This window comes from Streptomyces sp. WAC 06738 (assembly GCF_003945505.1).
GTDB lineage: Bacteria > Actinomycetota > Actinomycetes > Streptomycetales > Streptomycetaceae > Streptomyces.
Genome location: NZ_CP029618.1, coordinates 1599235 through 1619270 on the forward strand (window position 1 = coordinate 1599235; position 20036 = coordinate 1619270).

Sequence of the window (20036 nt, forward strand, 5' to 3'; positions counted from 1 at the left end):
TACCCCCTTGACTGGTGTGGTGAGATCGCCGCGCCCTATGATCCCCGCCGGCCGTCCACAGCCTGGTACACCATGCCGACGAGGAGTTCGTCGGCATCCCTCCGGCCGAACTCCGCGGCGGCCCAGGACATCTCGTGCAGCCGCTGGCGGTTGGTGAGCACGGGCAGCACCTCCTGGCGCACCCAATCCGCCGTCAGCTCCGCGTCGTCGACCAGCAGCCCGCCGCCGGCCTTGACCACCGGCTGCGCGTTGAGCCGCTGCTCGCCGTTGCCGATGGGCAGCGGGACGTACGCGGCCGGAAGCCCGACCGCGGAGAGTTCGGCGACCGTCATCGCGCCGGCGCGGCAGAGCATCATGTCGGCCGCGGCGTAGGCGAGATCCATCCGGTCCACGTAGGGCACGGGAACGTACGGCGGCATGCCGGGCATATTGTCGACCTGCGGCAGCTCGTTCTTCGGCCCGACGACGTGCAGGATCTGCACGCCGGAGCGCTGGAGGTACGGCGCCACCGACTCGACGACCTCGTTCAGCCGCCGGGCGCCCTGCGAGCCGCCGGAGACCAGCAGCGTCGGCAGGTTGGGGTTGAGCCCGAACGCGGCGCACCCCTCGGCGCGCACGGCGCCGCGGTCCAGGGTGGCGATGGAGCGGCGCAGCGGGATGCCGATGTAGTTCGCGTGCCGCAGCTTGCTGTCCGGCGTGGAGACCGCGACGAGCTTCGTGTAGCGCGAGCCGATCTTGTTGGCAAGGCCGGGGCGGGCGTTGGCCTCGTGCACCACGATCGGCACGCCGCGGCGCTTGGCCGCCAGATAGCCGGGCAGGGCGACGTAGCCGCCGAAGCCGACGACGCAGTCGGCCTTCGTGCGCTCCAGCACCTCCTCGGCGGCCCTGATGGTCCCGCGCAGCCGTCCGGGGACGGTGATCAGCTCCGGCGTGGGCTTGCGCGGCAGCGGGACCGCGGGGATCAGCGCCAGTTCGTAGCCGCGCTCCGGGACCAGCCTGGTCTCGAGCCCGCGCTCGGTACCGAGCGCCGTGATGCCCACCGTGGGGTCCCGCCTGCGCAGGGCGTCGGCGAGGGCGAGCGCGGGCTCGATGTGGCCGGCGGTCCCCCCACCGGCGAGTACGACATGCACCGAATTTCACCGCTCTCCGCGACGGCCGCCCGCCGGCGGCCCGTCACCTTGTTTTCCTGGCTCTCCTGGCCGTGCTCTCCGGCCTTTTTCCGGCGAGCACTCTTCTAGCAGACTGCAGCACCCCCGCGGGCCGCATGGCCAGCGCCGCCCGCGCCGCGGGTTCCTCGCGCGCGAACGCGATCAGCAACCCCACGGCGAACATCGCCGGCAGCAGGGCGGAGCCTCCGTAGGAGAACAGCGGGAGCGGGACGCCGGCGATGGGCAGCAACCCCAGGACCGCACCGATGTTGATCACGACCTGCGCCATGATCCAGGCGGTCACGCCCCCCGCGGCGTACCTTACGAAGGCGTCCTCCGTACGTCCGGCCACGCGGATACCCGCATAGCCTAGAGCCGCGAAGAGTGCCAGCACCGACAGCGTCCCCGCCAGGCCGAGTTCCTCCCCGGTCACGGCGAAGATGAAGTCGGTGTGCGGTTCCGGGAGTTCGCCCCATTTTTCCATACTCGCGCCGAGTCCCGATCCGAACCAGCCGCCGGACGCCAGGGCGTAGATGCCGTGCAGGCCCTGCCAGCAGACGTCTCCGGGGCCCGGCTCGGTGGCGCCGATGCAGCGCAGCCGGTCCATCCGGTGCGGGCTGGAGGTGAACAGCACGACGGTCAGCGTCGCGCCGACCGCGATCACGGTGGCGAAGAGCCGGGTGGGGGCGCCGGCGACCCAGAGCAGGCCCAGCAGGATCGCGCCCAGGATCATCGCGGTGCCCATGTCGCCGCCGAGCATGATGAGGCCGAGCAGCAGCATCGCGACGGGCGCCAGCGGCACCAGCATGTGCTTCCACTGGGTGAGCAGCTTCTTGTCCTGTTTACGCGCCAGCAGGTCGGCGCCCCACATCACCAGCGCCAGCTTGCCGAACTCGCTGGGCTGGAGCTGGAACGGGCCGCCGAAGTTCAGCCAGTTGGTGTTGCCGTTGACCGACTGCCCTATCCCCGGCACCTGCACCAGCGCCATGAGGAACAGCGACATCGCCAGGATCGGGTACGCCAGCGCGCGGTGCAGCCGGATCGGCATGCGGGCCGCGACGAGCAGCAGGACGGTGCCGAGGGCGGCGGCGACGAGCTGCTTGCGGAAGTAGTACGTGGACGCCAGGCCGCTGTTGAGCGCCTCGATCTGGGAGGCGGAGAAGACCATCACCAGACCCAGCACGGTGATCAGCAGACTGCCGCCGAGCAGCAGGTAGTACGCGGTGAGCGGCCGGTCCCAGGCCCGGCGCACGCGGCGCGCGAACCGGCGCATGCCGGCGGGCCCCACGCCCCCGCCTCGGGCCGGGCGGGCCGCGGGGACGGTCCCGCCGCGGGCGGGCCGCGGCGGGGTCTTCGACACCGCGCCGCGCGCGGCAGCGGGCCGCCGCGCGCGCCCCTCCTGGTCCGCTCTGCTCATCCGCCGTCTCCTCGCTGGCACCGCCGCACTCCGCCCATGGGCAACGAGGTTGCCACGCCGACGCCCCGGCCGGGGCCACGACGCGACGGTGCGCGGTCGCCTTCGGGTCGTCCGGGCCCCGGAGTCCGCCGCCGATCTCCCGTACGCGGCCGGGGTACGGCCCGCGCGCGGCGCCGTCCTTCGGCCGAAAGCAGGTGTGCCGGGGAGCCTAGGCCCTGTCTGGCAAAGAGCGCCGTCCGCCCTGTGGGCGGGCTCCCCCACAGCGCGCAAGCGCGCGTGGGCGGTACCCCCAGGCGTCTGGTGCGTGCGATCGCAAGGCGGAGGGTCGACCGCATAGTGGGCCCTATTCGGTCGATCCCGACAACGCAGTGAGCGTGCGTGCCAGGCTCCCCCACAGCGCGCTGCGCGCGCGTGGGCGGTACCCCCAGACGCAGGCGGGATTTGTCAGACAGGGCCTAGGCCCCGTCGGCGGCGAGTTCGTGCACGGCGGCGGTGAAGACCTCGCCGCGCACGTTGTAGTTCGTGAACATGTCCATCGACGCGCAGGCCGGCGCCAGCAGCACGGTGTCGCCGTCGCGGGCCAGCCGCGCCGCCTCGGCGACGGCTACCGCCATCGCGCCGGAGTCCGTCCGCGCGATGTCCACCACCGGCACCTCAGGCGCCTCCCGCGCCAGCGCCCCGGCGATCAGCGCCCGGTCCCGGCCCAGCAGCACCGCCGCGCGCAGCCGCTTCGCCGCGCCCGCGACGAGGTCGTCGAAGGTCGCGCCCTTGGCGAGACCGCCGGCGATCCAGACGATCCCGTCGTACGCGGCCAGCGAGGCTTCGGTGGCGTGGGTGTTGGTGGCCTTGGAGTCGTCCACGTACGTCACGCCGCCGATCTCGGCGACGCGTTCGATGCGGTGCGGCTCGGGACGGAAGGCGCGCAGCCCCTCGCGTACGGCCGCGGGCCCGGCGCCGTACGCGCGCGCGAGGGCCGCGGCGGCAAGGGCGTTGGCGACGTTGTGCGGGGCGGGCGGCCGGACGTCGGCGACGGCGGCCAGCTCCTGCGCGGTGCGCTGCGGGTCCGGCACGAACGCCCGGTCCACCAGCAGCCCGTCGACCACCCCGAGCTGCCCGGGGGCGGGCGCGCCGAGGGTGAACCCGACCGCGCGGCAGCCCTCCTCGACGTCGGCCTTGCGCACCAGCTCCTCGGTGACCGGGTCGGCGGCGTTGTAGACGCACGCCACCCGGTTGCCCTCGTAGATCCGGCCCTTGTCGGCGGCGTACGCCTCCATGGAGCCGTGCCAGTCGAGGTGGTCGGGCGCGAGGTTGAGGACGGCGGCGGAGTGGGCGCGTACGGACGTGGCCCAGTGGAGCTGGTAGCTGGACAGCTCGACGGCGAGCACGTCGAGGTCCGCGTACGGGCCGTGGCCGGTGACGACGTCGACGAGCGGGACGCCGATGTTGCCCACGGCGGCGGTGCGCAGCCCGGCGGCGGCGAGCATGGCGGCGAGCATCTTCACCGCGGTGGTCTTGCCGTTGGTGCCGGTGATCGCCAGCCACTCGGCGGGCGGCCGGCCCCCGGGCGAGGTGGCGCGCAGCCGCCAGGCCAGCTCGACGTCGCCCCAGACCGGCACCCCGGCCGCCCCGGCGGCGGCGAACAGCGGGGCGGAGGGCTTCCATCCGGGCGTGGTGACGACCAGTTCCGTGCCCTCGGGCAGGGTGTCGCCGTCGCCGAGGCGTACGGTCACGCCGAGCGGCTCAAGCTCCGCGGCCTGCGCCCGGGCCCGGTCGTGGTCCGCGCCGTCGACGACGGTGACCTCCGCGCCGAGCCGGTGCAGCGCGCGGGCGGCGGGGCCGCCGCTCACCCCGAGCCCCGCGACGGTCACACGGCGGCCCTCGAACTCGCTCATGCCGGCTCCCCGTCCGGGCCCCGGCCGCTCACCTTCTGGCCGCCCAGCCGGCGTAGAAGATGCCCAGGCCGACGATCACGCACATGCCCTGGATGATCCAGAATCTCACCACCACGAGCACTTCGCTCCAGCCTTTCAGCTCGAAGTGGTGCTGTAGTGGCGCCATTCTGAAGACGCGTTTCCCGGTCATCCGGAACGAGCCGACCTGGATCACCACGGAGAGCGTGATGAGGACGAAGAGGCCGCCGAGGATGGCGAGGAGCAGTTCGGTGCGGGAGGCGATGGCCAGGCCCGCGAGCGCGCCGCCGAGGGCCAGCGAGCCGGTGTCGCCCATGAAGATCTTCGCGGGCGAGGTGTTCCACCAGAGGAAGCCGAAGCACGCGCCCATCAGCGCGGAGGCGACGACGGCCAGGTCGAGCGGGTCGCGTACGTCGTAGCAGGCGGCCGGGTTGGTGAGGGTGTCGGCGTTGATGCAGGACTCCTGGTACTGCCACACGCCGATGAAGACGTACGCGCCGAAGACCATCACCGAGGCGCCGGTGGCCAGGCCGTCCAGGCCGTCGGTGAGGTTCACGCCGTTGGACATCGCCAGGATCATGAAGAGCGCCCAGATGACGAAGAGCACCGGGCCGATCGACCAGCCGAAGTCCTGGGTGAAGGAGAGCTTCGTGGACGCCGGTGTCAGCTCGCGGGCGTCCTCGAAGTTCAGCGACAGCACCGCGAAGGCGATGCCGACGATGAACTGGCCGAGCATCTTCGCCTTGGCCCGCAGGCCCAGGCTGCGCTGCTTGATGATCTTGATGTAGTCGTCGAGGAAGCCGACCAGGCCCAGGCCGGCCATGAGGAAGAGCACCAGCAGCCCGGAGTACGTGGGCGAACTGCTCGTGACCACCTTGGTGATCGCGTACGCGATGATCGTGGCCAGGATGAACGCGATGCCGCCCATGCTGGGCGTACCGCGCTTGCTGTGGTGCGCCTGCGGCCCGTCGTCCCGGATGTACTGCCCGTAGCCGCGCCGGGCCAGGAGCTTGATCAGCAGCGGAGTGCCGAGGAGGGAGAGGAAGAGGCCGAGGGCCCCCGAGAAGAGGATCTGCCTCATCGGGCGGCGCCCTCCTCGAGCAGCGCTTCCGCCACGCGCCACAGCGCCTCGGATCTGGACGCCTTGACGAGCACGACATCTCCCGGCCGCAGCTCGCCGCGCATCAGGTCGACAGCCGCGTCGACGTCGGACACGTGCACCGACTCCTCACCCCACGAACCCTCGTTCTTCGCGCCCATGTCCAGCCAGGCGGCCTCCTGCCGGCCCACTGCCACGAGCTTGCTGATGCCCAGGCGGACGGCCAGCCGGCCCACGCCGTCGTGCTCGACCATGGCGTGGTCGCCCAGCTCGGCCATCGCGCCCAGCACGGCGAACGTCCGGCCCCCCGGCACCGTGCTGCCCCGGCCCATGGCGGCGAGCGCGCGCAGCGCGGCCCGCGTGGACTCGGGGTTGGCGTTGTACGCGTCGTTGACGACCGTCACGCCGTCCGGCCGCCGCCTGACCTCCATGCGCCGGCCGGACAGGGCCTCGGCGGCGGAGAGCGCCTCGGCGATCCGCGCCGGGGGCATGCCCAGCTCGTACGCGACGGCGGCGGCGGCAAGCGCGTTCGACACGTGGTGCTCACCGTACAGCCGCATGATCACACCGGCGCTGCCGGCAGGCGTGTGCAGGGTGAATTCCGGCCGCCCGTCTTCGGTGAGCCGGACGTCGGCGGCCCGTACGTCCGCCTCGGGCGCCTCGCCGTAGTAGATGATGCGCGCCCGGGTACGGGACGCCATCGCGCGGACGAGGGGATCGTCGGCGTTGAGCACCGCGACCCCGCCGTCCGCCCCCGCCGGCAGCGCCTCCACCAGCTCGCCCTTGGCCGCGGCGATCTGCTCCCGGCCGCCGAACTCGCCGATGTGCGCGGTGCCGACGTTGAGGACGAGCCCGATGCGCGGCGGCGTCACCTCCGCGAGATCGCGGATGTGGCCGAGGCCGCGCGCGCCCATCTCCAGCAGCAGGTACCGGGTGTCGGGGGCGGCCTGGAGGGCCGTGACCGGATGGCCGATCTCGTTGTTGAAGGAACCGTGGGTGTAGACCGTCGGGCCGAGGCGCTGCAGCAGTTGGGCGAGGAGGTCCTTGGTGGACGTCTTGCCCGAGGAGCCGGTGAGCGCGATGAGCGCGGTGAGGGTCTCGTCGAGGCGGGCGACGACGTGCTTGGCCAGCGCGCTGAGCGCCGGGGGCACGGAGCGGACCACGACGGTCGGCACGCCCTCGACCGGGCGGGTGCCCAGGACGCCGGTCGCGCCGGCGGCGACGGCGAGGGCGGCGTAGTCGTGCCCGTCGACGTGCTCGCCGGTGAACGCCGCGAAGAGACTGCCCGGCTCCGCCTGCCGCGAGTCGATGACCACGGGGCGGGTGACCAGCGCCTGCGGATCCGGCACGCCGTGCAGCTCGCCGCCGGTCAGCTCGGCGACCTCGGCGAGGCTGAGCGGAATCACCGTACGCCTCCGGCGGGTTCGGCGGAATCCGGGTGCCCGGGGTCCGCGGAGCCGGCGCCCGCCCGCTCGCGGATCGCCCTGCGCAGCTCGTCGCGGTCGTCGAAGGGCCGTACGACGCCGGCCGTGTCCTGGCCCTGCTCGTGGCCCTTGCCGGCGATCAGCACCGTGTCGCCGGCGCCCGCGCGGGCCACCGCGATGGCGATGGCGCCCGCCCGGTCGGCCTCGACCAGCACGTCGCCGCGCTCGTAGACCGGCACTTCCGCGGCGCCGGCGAGCATCGCGGCGAGGATCGCGAGGGGGTCCTCGGAGCGGGGGTTGTCGGAGGTGAGCACCGCGGTGTCGGCGAGCCGGGCGGCGGCGGCGCCCATGGGGCCGCGCTTGTGCGGGTCGCGGTCGCCGCCGCAGCCGACGACGACGTGCAGCCGGTTCTCGGTGACCTTGCGCAGCGCCCACAGCACGGACTCCAGCGCGTCGGGCTTGTGCGCGTAGTCGACGACGGCGAGGTAGCCCTGGCCCGCGTCGACCCGCTCCAGCCGGCCCGGCACGCCCGGCACGGCGGCCACGCCGCCCGCGGCGGTGGCCGGGTCGATGCCGGCGGTGACGAGCGCGGCGATGGCGGCGAGGGTGTTGGAGACGTTGAACGTGCCGGGCAGCGGGGCCTCGGCGGGGACCGCGATGCCGCCGGGGCCGACCGCGGTGAAGGTGGAGCCGAGCACGCCGATCTCCACGTCCTCGGCGCGCCAGTCGGCGTCCGGGTGGCCCTCGGCGGAGTACGTGGTCACGGGGTAGCTGCCGCCGCCCTCGGGGGCCGCGGCCTCCTCGGCGAGGCGCATCCCGTACTCGTCGTCGATGTTGACGACGCCCGCCCGCGACCTGGCCGGGGTGAAGAGCTGCGCCTTCGCCCGGTAGTAGTCCTCCATGTCGGTGTGGAAGTCCAGGTGCTCCGGGCTGAGGTTGGTGAAGACGGCGACGTCGAAGAGGACGCCGTCGACCCGGCCGAGCACCAGCGCGTGGCTGGAGACCTCCATCGCCACGGACGCGACGCCGCGCTGGCGCATGACGGCGAAGAGCGCCTGGAGGTCGGTCGCCTCCGGCGTGGTCCGCTCCGACTTCAGCCGCTCGTCGCCGATGCGCATCTCGACGGTGCCGATGAGGCCGGTGAGCCCGGCGCCGTCCTTCTCGGCCGCCGCCCGCAGCCCGCCCTCGACGAGGTACGCGGTCGTGGTCTTGCCCGACGTGCCGGTGACCCCGAGCTGGAGCAGGTCCCGGCCCGGCTCGCCGTAGACCGCCGCGGCCAGCTCCCCCATCCGGCCCCGCGGGTCGCCGACGACCAGCACCGGCAGCCCGGTGCCCGCGGCCCGCTCCAGGCCGGCCGGGTCGGTGAGCACCGCGGCGGCGCCGAGGTCGGCGGCCTGGGCGGCGAAGTCGGCGCCGTGCAGCCGGGCGCCGGGCAGCGCGGCGTAGACGTCGCCGGGGCGTACGGCGCGGGAATCGTGGGTGATGCCGGTGACGGTGACGCCCCCGGCCTCGCCGGTGACTCCGGTGCCCAGCCGGTCGGCCAGCTCCGTGAGCGGGACGGGGTCGACCTCGGCGGGACGGGGCGCCCCCGGATGCTTCGCCGGGGCGCCCGACGCTTCCTGGGGGGACTGATCGGGGTGGGGCACGGCGGGCAGCGTACCGGGCCCGCCTGCCGCACCGCCAAGCCAGGGGGGCGCGGTTCGCGGTTCCCCGGATCGTCCGTGATTGTGCTCACTGCGCAGGTCCGATCTTTCCGTTCTTATCCGCCGTCGGCCACGCCGCCGGCGTCCGTACCCTCGCCGTCCCCGCCCGTGCCGTCGGTGCCGGGGCCGAACGTGACCGGCATCGGCGGCGGCTCGACCCCCGTGGGCGGCACCTGGAGCGTCTTGAGCGCGAACTCCATGACCTTCTTGTACACGGGGCCGCAGATCTGGCCGCCGAAGTAGCTGCCTTCCGTGGGGTTCTGGATCGCGCAGTACACGGTCACGCGCGGCGCGTCCGCGGGCGCGAAGCCCGCGAACGAGGCCGTGTAGCCGTTGTAGCGGCCGGTCTGCGGATCCACCCTGTTGGAGGTGCCGGTCTTGCCGGCCGCGCGGTAGCCCGGGATCCGGGCCTTCACGCCGGTGCCCTCCTCGTCGTCGACGACGGACTCCAGCATCCGGGAGAGCGTCCTGGCCGTCTTCCGGCTGACGACGCGGTCCTTCTCCGGCTCGGGCGCGGGGTCGAAGCGGCCGTCGGGGCCGCGGCTGCCGCGGACGAGGGAGGGCTCGATCCGTACGCCGCCGTTGGCGACGGTCGAGTAGACGGAGGCGGCCTGCATGGCGTTCACGGACAGGCCCTGGCCGAACGGGATCGTGTACTGCTGCGCCGCGTCCCACTCGGCCGCGGGCTTCAGCAGGCCGGGGGTCTCGCCCGCGACGCCGAGGCCGCTGCGCCGGCCGAGGCCGAAGTCGCTGAGGTAGGAGTGGAGGACCTTGTTGGCCTGCCGCTGGTTCTTCCCCAACTGCTCGACGGCGAGGATGGTGCCGATGTTGCTGGACTTGGCGAGCACGCCGTTCAGCGTCAGGTACCAGGTCGGGTGCTCGACGTCGTCGTGGAAGGCGTGGCCGCCGCGCGGCAGCACGTTCGGCACGGTGACCCGGGTGTCCGGGGTCGCGGCCTCCTCCTCCAGCACGGCGGCCATGGAGATGACCTTGTTGACGCTGCCGGGCTCGTACGCGTCCTCCAGGGCCGGGTTGCCGAGGGCGCCGGGGGTGGCGCCGGACAGGTCGTTGGGGTCGAAGCCGGGGGCGTTGGCCATGGCCAGGATCTCGCCGCTGCGGGTGTCCTGCACGATGACGTAGCCGCGGTCCGCCTCGGAGGCGTCGACCTGCTTCTCGATGGCGGTCTGGGCGGCCCACTGGATGTCGCGGTCGATGGTGAGCTCGACGTCGGAGCCGGGCTCGGCGGGGTTCTCCTCGGCGTCCGCGGTGGGGATGCGGCGGCCGGCGGACTGGGCGTAGACGAGCCTGCCGTCCTTGCCGGCGAGCAGCTTGTCGTGCTGCCGCTCGACGCCCCCGCCGCCCTCGCCCTCGGCGTTGACGAAGCCCAGTATCCCGGCGGCCAGATCGCCGTTCGGATAGACGCGCTTGTTCCGCTCCTCCGCGAACACCCCGCCGAGCACGTCCTGCCTGCCGCCCGCCGCCTCGCGCTCGGCGGATTCCGACTTCAGCTTCTTGATCTCGTCCCAGACCTGCGGCGTCTGCTTCGACGCGAGCTTCACATAGCGCGAGCCGGGCGTGGCGAGCTTGGCCTCCAGGTCCTTCGCGTCCGCCTTCAGCACGGGCGCCAGCGCCTCGGCGGCCCGCCGGGGCGCGTCCTTCACGTCGGCCTGCCTGGGCGTGAAGAGGTACGGGTCGGCGGTGATGTCGTACGCGTCGACCGTGGTGGCCAGCTCGACGCCGTTGCGGTCGGTGATGACGCCCCGCTCGGCGCTGAGCGTCATCGGCACGTACCGGTTGACCTGGGCCTTCTCCGCGTACTCGCCGGCGTCCACGGCCTGGACCTGGAGCAGCCTTGCGGTGAAGACCAGCAGGAGGAGGGTGAGGCCGACGCTGACGAGGCGCAGCCGGGGGCGCGGCGAGGCGAGGCGGATGCGCGGACCGCCTCCGGCGGGGCGGGAGGGCCGTGGGCCGGGGGTGGACGCGCGGGTACGGGAACGGGGCCGGGCGGCACCGCCACGGCCACCGCTCGCGGGGCGCGGCACGCGGCGGCGCGCGTCGCGGCCGTCGCGGGAGGAGCTGCCGGAGTCGCGGGTCGTCACGGTGCCTCCTCGGCGGTGGGCCGCGGGGCGGCGGCCGAGGGGGAGGCGGAGGTTCCCGGTGCGGGGGACACCGGCGGCCCGGCCGCGGCGCCCTCCGCCTGCCCCGCTTCGCCGGCCCTCGCCTGATCGGCCTTCTCGGCCGCCTCTGCCTTCTCGGCCGCCCGTGCCTCGGCGTCACCGGCCTCCGGCGACGGCTTCGCGGCGTCGGCCGGGCTCGGCGCGGGCGGCGGCGGGCCCGTCGCCGTCCACGGCTCGCCCCTGACACCGCCCACCGGCGAGAGGAAGACCGGCGGCCCGCCCGGCACCATGCCCAGCTCCCGGGCCCGTTTCTCCAGCGCGTCAGGCGCCGACTGCTCCTCCACCTCCTGGCGCAGCCGCTGCTCCTCGTCCGTCAGCCGCGTCGTCTCCTTCTTCAGGTTGCCGACGCGGAACGAGCCCTGGTTGACCGCCGCGTTGAGCAGCAGCAGCGCGAGCAGACCGGCGCCCAGGAGCAGCACCACGAGCAGCACGAAGGGCGTGCGCGCCGCCGAGCTGCCGCCCAGCAGCCGGGCGCCGCCCTCGCGCGGGAACGCGATCCTCGGCCGTTTCACGGCGCACCCGTTCCGCTCCGGCTCACACGTCCTCCCGGATCCGCTCCGCCGCCCGCAGCCGCGCGGGGGCGGCCCTGCGGTTCTCCGCGATCTCCTCCTCCGCCGGCAGCTCGGCGCCGCGGGTGAGCAGCCGCAGCCGCGGCTGGTGGTGCTCGGGGACCACCGGCAGTCCGGGCGGGGCGGTGCTCGCGGCACCGGCCGCCAGCACCCGTTTGACGAGCCGGTCCTCCAGCGACTGGTACGCGAGGACGGCGATCCGGCCGCCGACGGCCAGCGCCGCGACGGCCGCGGGCACGGCCCGTTCGAGGACCGCCAGCTCGCCGTTGACCTCGATGCGCAGCGCCTGGAACGTCCGCTTCGCGGGATTGCCGCCGGTGCGCTTCGCGGCCTGCGGCAGCGCCTCCCGGATCACCTCGACCAGCCGCGCGCTGCGCGCGAACGGCTCCTTCTCCCGCTCCCTGACCACGGCCTCGACGATGCGCCGCGCCTGCTTCTCCTCGCCGTACGCGCGCAGGATGCGCACCAGCTCGCCGGGCGGGTACGTGTTCAGCACCTCGGCCGCGCTCACGCCCCTGGTCTGGTCCATTCGCATGTCGAGCGGCGCGTCCTGCGCGTACGCGAAGCCGCGGCCGGCCTCGTCCAGTTGCATGGACGACACGCCCAGGTCGAAGAGGATCCCCTGCACGTGGCCCACGGCCAGCTTGTCGAGCACGTCGGGCAGTTCGTCGTAGACCGCGTGCACCAGCGTCACCCGCCCGGTGTACGGGGCCAGCCGGCGGCCCGCCAGCTCCAGCGCGGCGGGGTCGCGGTCCAGCGCGACGAGCCGCAGGCCGGGGTGGGCGGCGAGCAGGGCCTCGCTGTGGCCGCCGAGGCCCAGCGTGCAGTCGACGGCGACCGCGCCGGGCGCGGACAGCGCGGGGGCCAGCAGTTCCGTGGTGCGGCGGAGCATGACGGGGACGTGGACAGCGGCGCGTGCGTCGTTCACGGTGCCGCCTCCTGTCCCGCCCGATCGCCGAAGGGGAGCGGCCGCAGCCGCCTGCGCGGCGGCGCCGGCCTGGCCCGGAGCGGGCCGCCGGCCGCACGGGCGACGGGCGAACCGCATGAAAGGGGGCGCCACGGCTCCCACTTCGCGTCACTTTAGCCCACTGCACCCCCCGGTCAATCAAGCACCGAAGGCGCGCCCCCGTCCCGGCCGCGGGCGCATGCCGTTGGGATTGCTCCCTGTGGGCTACCTCACGCGGGCCGGGCAGCGGCGCCCCGGCCCGGATACCGTCGTATGCATGACGCCCGCTGAGAGCACGTCGACCGCTGAGAACGCCGTCGCCGCCCCCACCGTCACCGACCGGCTCCTCGCCGCCAACCGCGGGTACGCGGGCGGCTTCGAGGACCCCGGCATGGATGCCAAGCCCGTCCTCCGGGTCGCCGTGGTGGCCTGCATGGACGCCCGGCTCGACCTGCACGCCGCGCTCGGCCTCGAGCTGGGCGACTGCCACACGATCCGCAACGCCGGCGGCGTGGTCACCGACGACACCATCCGCTCACTGACGATCAGCCAGCGCGCCCTGGGCACCCGCAGCGTGGTCCTGATCCACCACACCGACTGCGGCCTGCTCCGCATCACCGAGGAGTTCCGCTTCGAGCTGGAGGCCGAGGTCGGCCAGCGGCCGGCCTGGTCGGTGGAGTCGTTCCGCGACCTGGACCAGGACGTGCGCCAGTCGATCCGCCGGGTGGAGACCTCCCCGTTCCTGCTCCACACCGACGACGTGCGAGGCTTCGTGTTCGACGTGCGCACGGGGCTGCTCCGCGAGGTGTCCGCGGAGCAAATCACGGCGGGCGACTGACGAAACCGGCATTCGGCAGCAAGAATGCGGGTGTGGTGGCTCCGTTACGCCCCGGCCGGGCCGGCGGCGCACGGGGCACCACGGTATCGGGGAGGGCCGGACCGCGACCGCGGCGCACGGCCCGTGCGACGGGCCGAGGAGGGCCGGTGACGACGTATGACGAGCGAGCGAGCCTCAGCGATCTGACCAGTACCGCGGACGATGTCCGGCGGTCGGTGGAGAGCGTGATCGAGGGCAAGCCCGAGGCGGTCAGGCTGTCGCTGACCGTCCTGCTCGCCGAAGGCCACCTGTTGATCGAGGACGTGCCGGGCGTCGGCAAGACCATGCTCGCCAAGGCGCTGGCGAAGTCCATCGACTGCTCCGTGCGCCGCATCCAGTTCACGCCCGACCTGCTGCCCTCCGACATCACCGGCGTGAGCGTCTACGACCAGCAGAGCCGGGACTTCGAGTTCAAGCCCGGCGCGATCTTCGCCCAGATCGTCATCGGCGACGAGATCAACCGGGCCTCCCCGAAGACCCAGTCGGCGCTGCTGGAGTCGATGGAGGAGCGGCAGGTCACCATCGATACGCAGACGTACGAGCTGCCCAGCCCGTTCATGGTGGTCGCCACCCAGAACCCCATCGAGATGGAGGGCACGTACCCGCTGCCCGAGGCGCAGCGCGACCGCTTCATGGCCCGGCTCTCCATCGGCTACCCCAGCCCGGACGCGGAGCTGGAGATGCTGGACGTGCACGGCGGGGTCTCGCCGCTGGGCGACCTCCAGCCCGTCGCGCACGCGCACGACATCGTCAAGCTCATCGACGCGGTGCGCACGGTCCACGTCGCGGACTCCGTCCGGCGCTACGCGGTCGACCTCGTGACCTCCACCCGGCAGCACCCCGAGCTGCGCCTCGGCGCCTCGCCGCGGGCCACGCTGCACCTGCTGCGGGCGGCGAAGGCCGCCGCCGCGCTGGCGGGGCGGGAGTTCACGCTCCCCGACGACGTGCAGGCGCTGGCCGTGCACGTGCTCGCGCACCGGCTGCTGCCCACGGCGCAGGCCCAGCTCAACCGGCGCACGGCCGAGCAGATCGTCGCCGAGATCCTGCAGCAGGTGCCGGTGCCGGCCGCCGACATGCAACGGCCGCCGCAGATGCCGCCCGCGTACGGCGGCGCGCACAGCCCGGACGGCCGGCGGTTCTGATGTCCGGCCAGCCCCCGCCCGCCCCCGCCGCGCCGCCCGCCGGCCAGGACGCCCAGGCGGGCGGGCTGCGTACGGCCCTGGCCGGCACCACCACCCGCGGCCGCTCGTTCCTCGCCGCCGGGCTCGCGGCCGGCGCGTGCAGCTACATACTGGGCCAGCCCGACCTGCTGCGGGTGGGGCTGCTGCTGGCCGCGCTGCCGCTGGTGTGCGCGGCCGTGCTGCACCGCACCCGTTACCGCGTCGGCGGCAGCCGCAGGCTCTCGCCCGCCCGGGTGCCCGCGGGCTCCGAGGCCCGGGTGCACCTGCGGCTGGAGAACGTCTCCCGGCTGCCCACCGGGCTGCTCATGCTCCAGGACCGGCTGCCGTACGTGCTCGGCCCCCGGCCCCGCTTCGTGCTGGACCGGGTGGAGCCGGGCGGCAAGCGCGAGGTGACCTACCGGGTCCGCTCCGACCTGCGCGGGCGCTATCCCCTGGGCCCGCTGCAACTGCGGCTCTCCGACCCGTTCGGCATGTGCGAGATGACCCGCTCCTTCAGCGCGTACGACACCCTGACCGTCGTGCCGCGCACCGAGGCGCTGGCCCCCGTCCGGCTGGCCGGCGAGGCCGCGGGCTACGGCGACGGCCGGCACCGCACCCTCGCCCTGGCCGGCGAGGACGACGTCATCCCCCGCGGCTACCGGCACGGGGACGACCTGCGGCGGGTGCACTGGCGCTCCACCGCGAAGTACGGCGAGCTGATGGTCCGCCGCGAGGAGCAGCCGCAGCGCGCGGGCTGCACGGTGCTGCTGGACACCCGGCGCGACGCCTACACCGGCGCGGGACCCGACTCGCCCTTCGAGTGGGCCGTCTCCGGCGCCGCCTCGGTCGCGCTGCACATGCTGGAGCGCGGCTACACCGTGCGGCTGCTCACCGACGGCGGCGAGCTGGGGGCCGGCGTCGACGGGGCGCTGAACTCCCGCGGCGGCGAGTCGGCCGACGCGGCGGGGATACTCCTGGACACCCTCGCCGTCATCGACCACTCCGAGCGGGACACGGTCTCGGCCGCGTACGACGTGCTGCGCGGCGGGCACGAGGGGCTGCTCGTGGCGTTCTTCGGCGAGCTGGACGAGGAACAGGCCGCGCTCGCCGCGCGGATGCGGCAGCGTACGGCCGCGGGCGTGGCGTTCGTGACGGACGGCGCGGCCTGGGAGTCGCGCGCGGCGGCGCCCGGCGGGCAGAACGGCGCGGCGGCGGAGGGGGCCGAGCGGGTGCGGCAGCTCCGCGAGGCGGGCTGGACGGTGCTGTCCGTACGGCCGGGTATGACGATGGGCGACCTGTGGCGGGAGGCCGGCAACCAGGCCGGCCGGCTCGCCGCGGCGGCACGCGGAGGCGAGAGCTGAGATGAGCGGACGGGCCCGGCTCACGATCTGCGCGGCGGCGGCATCCCTGCTGGCCGCCACCGCGCTGCTGCCGCTCACCGACAGGATGACCTGGTTCTTCAAGGCGATCTTCATCGTCGTCGTGATCGGCGGCGTCGGCATGATCGCCCGCCGCATCCCGCTGGCGCGCCCGCTGACGGTGCTGGCGCAGACCGCGGTCACGGTGGTGCTGCTGACGATGCTCTTCACCGCCGACCAGGCGACGGGCGGAGTGCTCCCCAACCCGGCGGCGATCGAGGAGTTCCGGCAGCTCTTCCAGGAGGGCGGCGACGATGTCTCGCGCTACTCCATCCCGGCCCCGGTCACCGACGGCATAGAGCTGATGCTGCTCTCCGGCATCGCCGGGGTGGCGCTGCTGGTGGACGCGGTGGCGGTGACGTTCCGCAGCGCCGCGCCCGCGGGGCTGCCGCTGCTCGCGCTGTACTCCGTCGCCGCCGGGCTCAACCAGGGCGGGAGCTGGCTGACGTTCCTGCTCGCCGGCGCCGGTTACCTGCTGCTGCTGCTCGCCGAGGGGCGGGACCGGCTGGCGCAGTGGGGGCGGATGTTCGGCGGCGGGCAGTCCGTGGGCGCGCCGGGGGCCGCGGAGCCGGGGGGCGGCCGGCCGGTGGCCCCGGTGCGTACGGGCCGGCGGATCGGCGCCGTGGCGCTGGGCTTCGCGCTCGTCGTCCCCGCGGCGCTGCCGACGCTGGACGGCGGGCTGCTGGACGGCAAGACCACCGGTCCCGGGCAGGGTCCGGGCGGCGGTACGGTCACCGCGATCAACCCCGTGGTGCGGCTGCAGCAGAGCCTGAACCAGCCGGAGAACCGCGAGATCTTCCGCTACCGCGCCGAGGACGGCGCCCAGAACCAGGCGCTGTACATGCGCTTCGTCGCCCTCGACCGGTTCGACGGCACCTCCTGGCAGCCCTCGCGCCGCAGCATCGAGGACATCCCGGACCCGCTGCCCACCCCGCAGGGCTACTCCAACAGCCAGATCAGGTCCACGCCCCTCACGCTGAACGTGCGGGCCGACGACGACTTCCGGCAGCAGTGGCTGCCGATGCCGTACCCCGCGTACCAGGTGCGCATAGGGGGCGACTGGCGCTACGAGCCGGAGGGCCGGTCCGTCGTCGGCGACGGCGGCACCACCACGGGCGGCGCCGAATACCAGGTCACCAGCCTGCTCATGGCGCCCACCGCGCGCCAGTTGGCCACCGCGCCGCCGCCGGACCCGGCACTGAGCGAGGAGTACACGCAGGTGCCCGACTCGCTGCCGGACGAAGTCCGCCGGCAGGCACAGGAGATCACCCGCGGCTCGGCGAACGATTACGAGCGGGCGCTGGCGCTGCAGGACTACTTCACCACCAACTTCGTCTACGACACGGAGACCGACCTCGACGCCTCCGACCCCGAGGCGATCCTGCGGTTCCTGGAGGACAAGCAGGGCTTCTGCGTCCACTTCTCCTTCACGATGGCCGCGATGGCGCGGACCCTCGGCATCCCCGCCCGGGTCGCGGTCGGCTTCGTGCCGGGCACGGCGCAGAGCGACGGGTCGATGTCGGTGGGGCTGCAGGACGCGCACGCCTGGCCCGAGCTGTACTTCGAGGGCGCCGGCTGGACCCGCTTCGAGCCGACCCCGACCCGCGGCACGCTGCCCGACTACACGATGGAGGACCAGCCGAACGGCGGCGGCGACCCCGCGAACGAGCTGCCGGACCCCGGCAGCTCCGCCGACCCGACCCCGACCCCCTCGGCCTCGGAGGACGAGTGCCCGGCGTCGCTGCGGCGGGTGGACGGCTGCCCGGACGACGAGGCGGCGGGCGGCGGGGCCGCGGGCCCGACGGACAGCGGGCCGCCGGCGGCGGGCATCGCGGCGGGGGCGGCTGGGGTGCTGCTGCTCCTGCTCCTGCCGTCGCTGCCGGCCATCTGGCGCGTACGGGAACGGGGCAGAAGGCTCCGCCCGGGCACGGGGCCGCTGGCGGCCTGGCGTGAACTGATCGACTCCGCCTGGGACTTCGGGCTGCCGCCCGACGAGTCGCAGACGCCGCGGACGACGGCGGCGGCGCTCATCAGGTTCGGCGGCCTGGACGGTGCGGCGGCGCAGTCGGCGCTGCGGGTGGCGGGGGCGGTGGAGCAGACGCTCTACGCGCCGCGCCCGCGGCAGGTCGACGGGCTGGCGGAGGACGTACGGAGAGCGCGGGCGGCGATGGGCCGCGACGCGGGCGCGGCCGCGCGGCTGCGCGCGGCGGTGGCGCCGCGCTCGTCGGTGCGGCTGCTGTGGGCGGTGTCGGCGCGCTGGGCGGCGCTGACGGGGCGCTGGCGCGGGGCGCTACGGCGCGCGGGCGCGGCGCTGCGGCCGTCGCGGCAGCGGGCGTAGGGCCCAGCCCGAAGCGGACCGGAACGGCCCCGTCGCGCGGTTGCGCGGCGGGGCCGTTCGGGTGGCACGGGGGGGGCTGCGACCGGGGACGGACACGGCTCGCGGGGTCTTCGTACGGACACGTCTCGGACGGTCTTCGTACGGACGGTCGTGCGCGGACTTCGTCCGCGGAGGGCGTAACGGGAATGGCACACTCCGCGAGGTGCGGTCGCCTGGGAGCAGATCGTGCCCGGACTACGGGCACCCGGCAGGACCGAAGGGGGTACCGCGTGCTGAGAGCTCCCGCGGGCCGGGCCCGGGGAGCTCTGCACGGGGAGGGACCTGGTGGCCTAGCGTCCCTCGTCGCGGCGGCGCTGCCACCGCTCTTCGATCCTGTTCATCATGGAACGGCGCTGCCGGGTCCTGCGACGCTGCTGACCGCCCTGGGGGGCCGCGGCTTCGCCCGGCTGCTGCTGCTGTTCGCCCGGGTTCGCAGTCCTGCGCCAACCGGTGACGGCGAGCACCGCACATCCCAGCATGACGAGGAAGCCCACCACGCTGACCCAGATCTGCTGCGCGACCATTCCGGCCATCAGGAGCGCGATACCCACCAGGAAACCGGCTACGGCCTGGTACACCCGACGGCGGGTGTACGTGCGCAGCCTGCTTCCCTCAAGCGCTGTCGCAAACTTGGGATCTTCTGCGTACAGCGCTCGCTCCATCTGCTCGAGCATGCGCTGCTCGTGCTCCGAGAGCGGCACGGAGTCCTCCTACTCGTCGGTCGCTTGGGGGCGACCGGGACGCGGCACCTCCAGGATAGGCAGGTATGCGCCCCCGTGAAACCCGCCCCTCTGCGCCAAATCCGCCGATCCGCGGCGCGGATCTGGGCCTGCCCGCCGTAGCAGGCCTTGACTCAGATCATACGGCGCGCCGGGGCCGAACGGGTGGCCTGTGGCCTACTGCACCTTTGCCCGCGGGGGGACCGGTTATCACTTCCGGCCGCCCAGAACATGAAGCTGCGCCGCCACCGGCTGGAACGCCGGCGACTCCGCCGCGGCCCGCTCCAGCTCCAGCAGCGCGTCGAGCGCGCCCGGCTCGGACTCGGCGAGGCCGTCGGGCACCAGGTCGGAGAAGGTGCGTACGCCCTGCACGGCCCGTACGTCCACGCCGGCGGCGGCGACGAGCCGGGTGAGCTCCTCCGGGGTGAACCGGCGCGGCACCGGGTCCGCCTCGCCCCAGCGGCCGTCTCCGCCCGTGAGCGCGCGGCGGGCGGAGGAGAAGTGCCCAGCGAGCGCGCGGGCCAGCACGGCGCCGCCGACGCCCGCCGCCAGCACGCTGAGGAGGCCGCCGGGCCGCAGCGCGGCGACGGCGTTGGCGAGGCCCGCGGCGGGGTCGTCGACGTACTCCAGGACACCGTGGCAGAGCACCGCGTCGTACGCACCGGGCTCGGCGACGTCGAACAGAGCGTGGATGTCGCCCTGCACGCCCCGCACCCGGTCGGCGACGCCGGCCTCCGCGGCACGGCGCTGCAGCCCGAAAAGCGCGTTCGGGCTGGGGTCGACGACCGTCACCCGATGCCCGAGCAGGGCCGCGGGCACGGCGAAGCCGCCGGTGCCGCCCCCGGTGTCCAGCACGTCGAGCGCCCGGCCGCCGGCCGCGGCGTCCACGCCGCCCTGCCCGTCGGCCCCGTGCCGGGCCAGGGCGTCCTCCAGCGCCTCCCAGACGACGGCGGCGCGCAGCGACGCGCGCGGCAGGTGGTCGTGCGGTGTCGTACGGGGCATGGAGCGCTCCTCGAAGATCGGGCGTGGCCCAGCTTAGAGGCTGCGCACCGGCGCCCCGTGCCCGAGCGGACGGTCCCGGCACCCCCTGGC

15 protein-coding genes are annotated in these 20036 nt (G+C 74.3%); 4 read left to right on the top strand and 11 right to left on the bottom strand.

Features of this window, described 5'->3' with window-relative positions:
- Positions 1-35: 35 nt before the first annotated feature.
- The 9 genes from murG to rsmH all read right to left on the bottom strand — a co-directional run bounded on the left by murG (position 36) and on the right by rsmH (position 12375).
- Positions 36-1130: an undecaprenyldiphospho-muramoylpentapeptide beta-N-acetylglucosaminyltransferase gene (murG, locus tag DMB38_RS06690; protein ID WP_125934364.1), complete on the bottom strand. Its 1095-nt coding sequence runs from the start codon at positions 1128-1130 to the stop codon at positions 36-38.
- A 43-nt stretch (positions 1131-1173) separates the two neighbouring features.
- A complete protein-coding gene (gene ftsW / locus DMB38_RS06695) occupies positions 1174-2565 on the bottom strand; it encodes a putative lipid II flippase FtsW (protein ID WP_240662006.1) in 1392 nt (463 codons plus the stop codon).
- 455 nt (positions 2566-3020) lie between these two features.
- Positions 3021-4457, bottom strand: coding sequence for a UDP-N-acetylmuramoyl-L-alanine--D-glutamate ligase (gene murD, locus DMB38_RS06700; RefSeq protein ID WP_125934365.1), 1437 nt, complete (start codon positions 4455-4457; stop codon positions 3021-3023).
- A 28-nt stretch (positions 4458-4485) separates the two neighbouring features.
- A complete protein-coding gene (mraY, locus tag DMB38_RS06705; protein ID WP_047015277.1) occupies positions 4486-5556 on the bottom strand; it encodes a phospho-N-acetylmuramoyl-pentapeptide-transferase in 1071 nt (356 codons plus the stop codon).
- Positions 5553-6980, bottom strand: a complete 1428-nt coding sequence (murF, locus tag DMB38_RS06710) for a UDP-N-acetylmuramoyl-tripeptide--D-alanyl-D-alanine ligase (protein ID WP_125934366.1) — start codon at positions 6978-6980, stop codon at positions 5553-5555. Before murF ends, mraY begins: the two co-directional genes overlap by 4 nt.
- Positions 6977-8644: a UDP-N-acetylmuramoyl-L-alanyl-D-glutamate--2,6-diaminopimelate ligase gene (locus DMB38_RS06715; RefSeq protein ID WP_125934367.1), complete on the bottom strand. Its 1668-nt coding sequence runs from the start codon at positions 8642-8644 to the stop codon at positions 6977-6979. The genes murF and DMB38_RS06715 overlap by 4 nt, the downstream gene beginning before the upstream one ends.
- A gap of 113 nt (positions 8645-8757) precedes the next feature.
- A complete protein-coding gene (locus tag DMB38_RS06720) occupies positions 8758-10800 on the bottom strand; it encodes a penicillin-binding protein 2 (RefSeq protein WP_125934368.1) in 2043 nt (680 codons plus the stop codon).
- Entirely contained in the window at positions 10797-11390 is a 594-nt protein-coding gene (locus DMB38_RS06725; RefSeq protein WP_125934369.1) for a septum formation initiator family protein, read from the bottom strand. Before DMB38_RS06725 ends, DMB38_RS06720 begins: the two co-directional genes overlap by 4 nt.
- Positions 11391-11412: 22 nt before the next feature.
- Positions 11413-12375 carry a 16S rRNA (cytosine(1402)-N(4))-methyltransferase RsmH gene (gene rsmH / locus DMB38_RS06730; RefSeq protein ID WP_125934370.1) on the bottom strand — a complete coding sequence of 321 codons (963 nt, stop codon included), beginning with the start codon at positions 12373-12375 and terminating at the stop codon, positions 11413-11415.
- A 295-nt stretch (positions 12376-12670) separates the two neighbouring features.
- On the opposite strand from rsmH, the gene DMB38_RS06735 reads away from it, so the two are divergent.
- The 4 genes from DMB38_RS06735 to DMB38_RS06750 all read left to right on the top strand — a co-directional run bounded on the left by DMB38_RS06735 (position 12671) and on the right by DMB38_RS06750 (position 18186).
- On the top strand, positions 12671-13231 hold the full coding sequence (locus tag DMB38_RS06735) for a carbonic anhydrase (protein ID WP_125934371.1): 561 nt from the start codon (positions 12671-12673) through the stop codon (positions 13229-13231).
- Between the two features lie 146 nt (positions 13232-13377).
- Complete coding sequence (locus tag DMB38_RS06740; protein WP_125934372.1) at positions 13378-14412, top strand: MoxR family ATPase; 1035 nt, start codon at positions 13378-13380, stop codon at positions 14410-14412.
- Positions 14412-15791 (top strand): DUF58 domain-containing protein, encoded by a 1380-nt coding sequence (locus tag DMB38_RS06745; protein ID WP_125934373.1) that lies wholly within the window; start codon positions 14412-14414, stop codon positions 15789-15791. Before DMB38_RS06740 ends, DMB38_RS06745 begins: the two co-directional genes overlap by 1 nt.
- Before the next feature lies 1 nt (position 15792).
- Positions 15793-18186, top strand: a complete 2394-nt coding sequence (locus DMB38_RS06750; protein WP_125934374.1) for a DUF3488 and transglutaminase-like domain-containing protein — start codon at positions 15793-15795, stop codon at positions 18184-18186.
- Positions 18187-18515: 329 nt separating this feature from the next.
- On the opposite strand, the gene DMB38_RS06755 is transcribed toward DMB38_RS06750, so the two are convergent.
- Both DMB38_RS06755 and DMB38_RS06760 read right to left on the bottom strand, forming a co-directional pair.
- Positions 18516-18926 carry a DUF3040 domain-containing protein gene (locus DMB38_RS06755; protein ID WP_125934375.1) on the bottom strand — a complete coding sequence of 137 codons (411 nt, stop codon included), beginning with the start codon at positions 18924-18926 and terminating at the stop codon, positions 18516-18518.
- 228 nt (positions 18927-19154) lie between these two features.
- Positions 19155-19946 (bottom strand): methyltransferase, encoded by a 792-nt coding sequence (locus DMB38_RS06760; protein ID WP_125934376.1) that lies wholly within the window; start codon positions 19944-19946, stop codon positions 19155-19157.
- Positions 19947-20036 lie beyond the last annotated feature (90 nt).

Coding starts and splice junctions, on each gene's coding strand:
- mraY (WP_047015277.1), bottom strand. CDS start 5,556: ATGAGGCAGATCCTCTTCTCGGGGGCCCTCGGCCTCTTCCTCTCCCTC.
- DMB38_RS06750 (WP_125934374.1), top strand. CDS start 15,793: ATGAGCGGACGGGCCCGGCTCACGATCTGCGCGGCGGCGGCATCCCTG.
- DMB38_RS06735 (WP_125934371.1), top strand. CDS start 12,671: ATGACGCCCGCTGAGAGCACGTCGACCGCTGAGAACGCCGTCGCCGCC.
- ftsW (WP_240662006.1), bottom strand. CDS start 2,565: ATGAGCAGAGCGGACCAGGAGGGGCGCGCGCGGCGGCCCGCTGCCGCG.
- DMB38_RS06760 (WP_125934376.1), bottom strand. CDS start 19,946: ATGCCCCGTACGACACCGCACGACCACCTGCCGCGCGCGTCGCTGCGC.
- murD (WP_125934365.1), bottom strand. CDS start 4,457: ATGAGCGAGTTCGAGGGCCGCCGTGTGACCGTCGCGGGGCTCGGGGTG.
- DMB38_RS06745 (WP_125934373.1), top strand. CDS start 14,412: ATGTCCGGCCAGCCCCCGCCCGCCCCCGCCGCGCCGCCCGCCGGCCAG.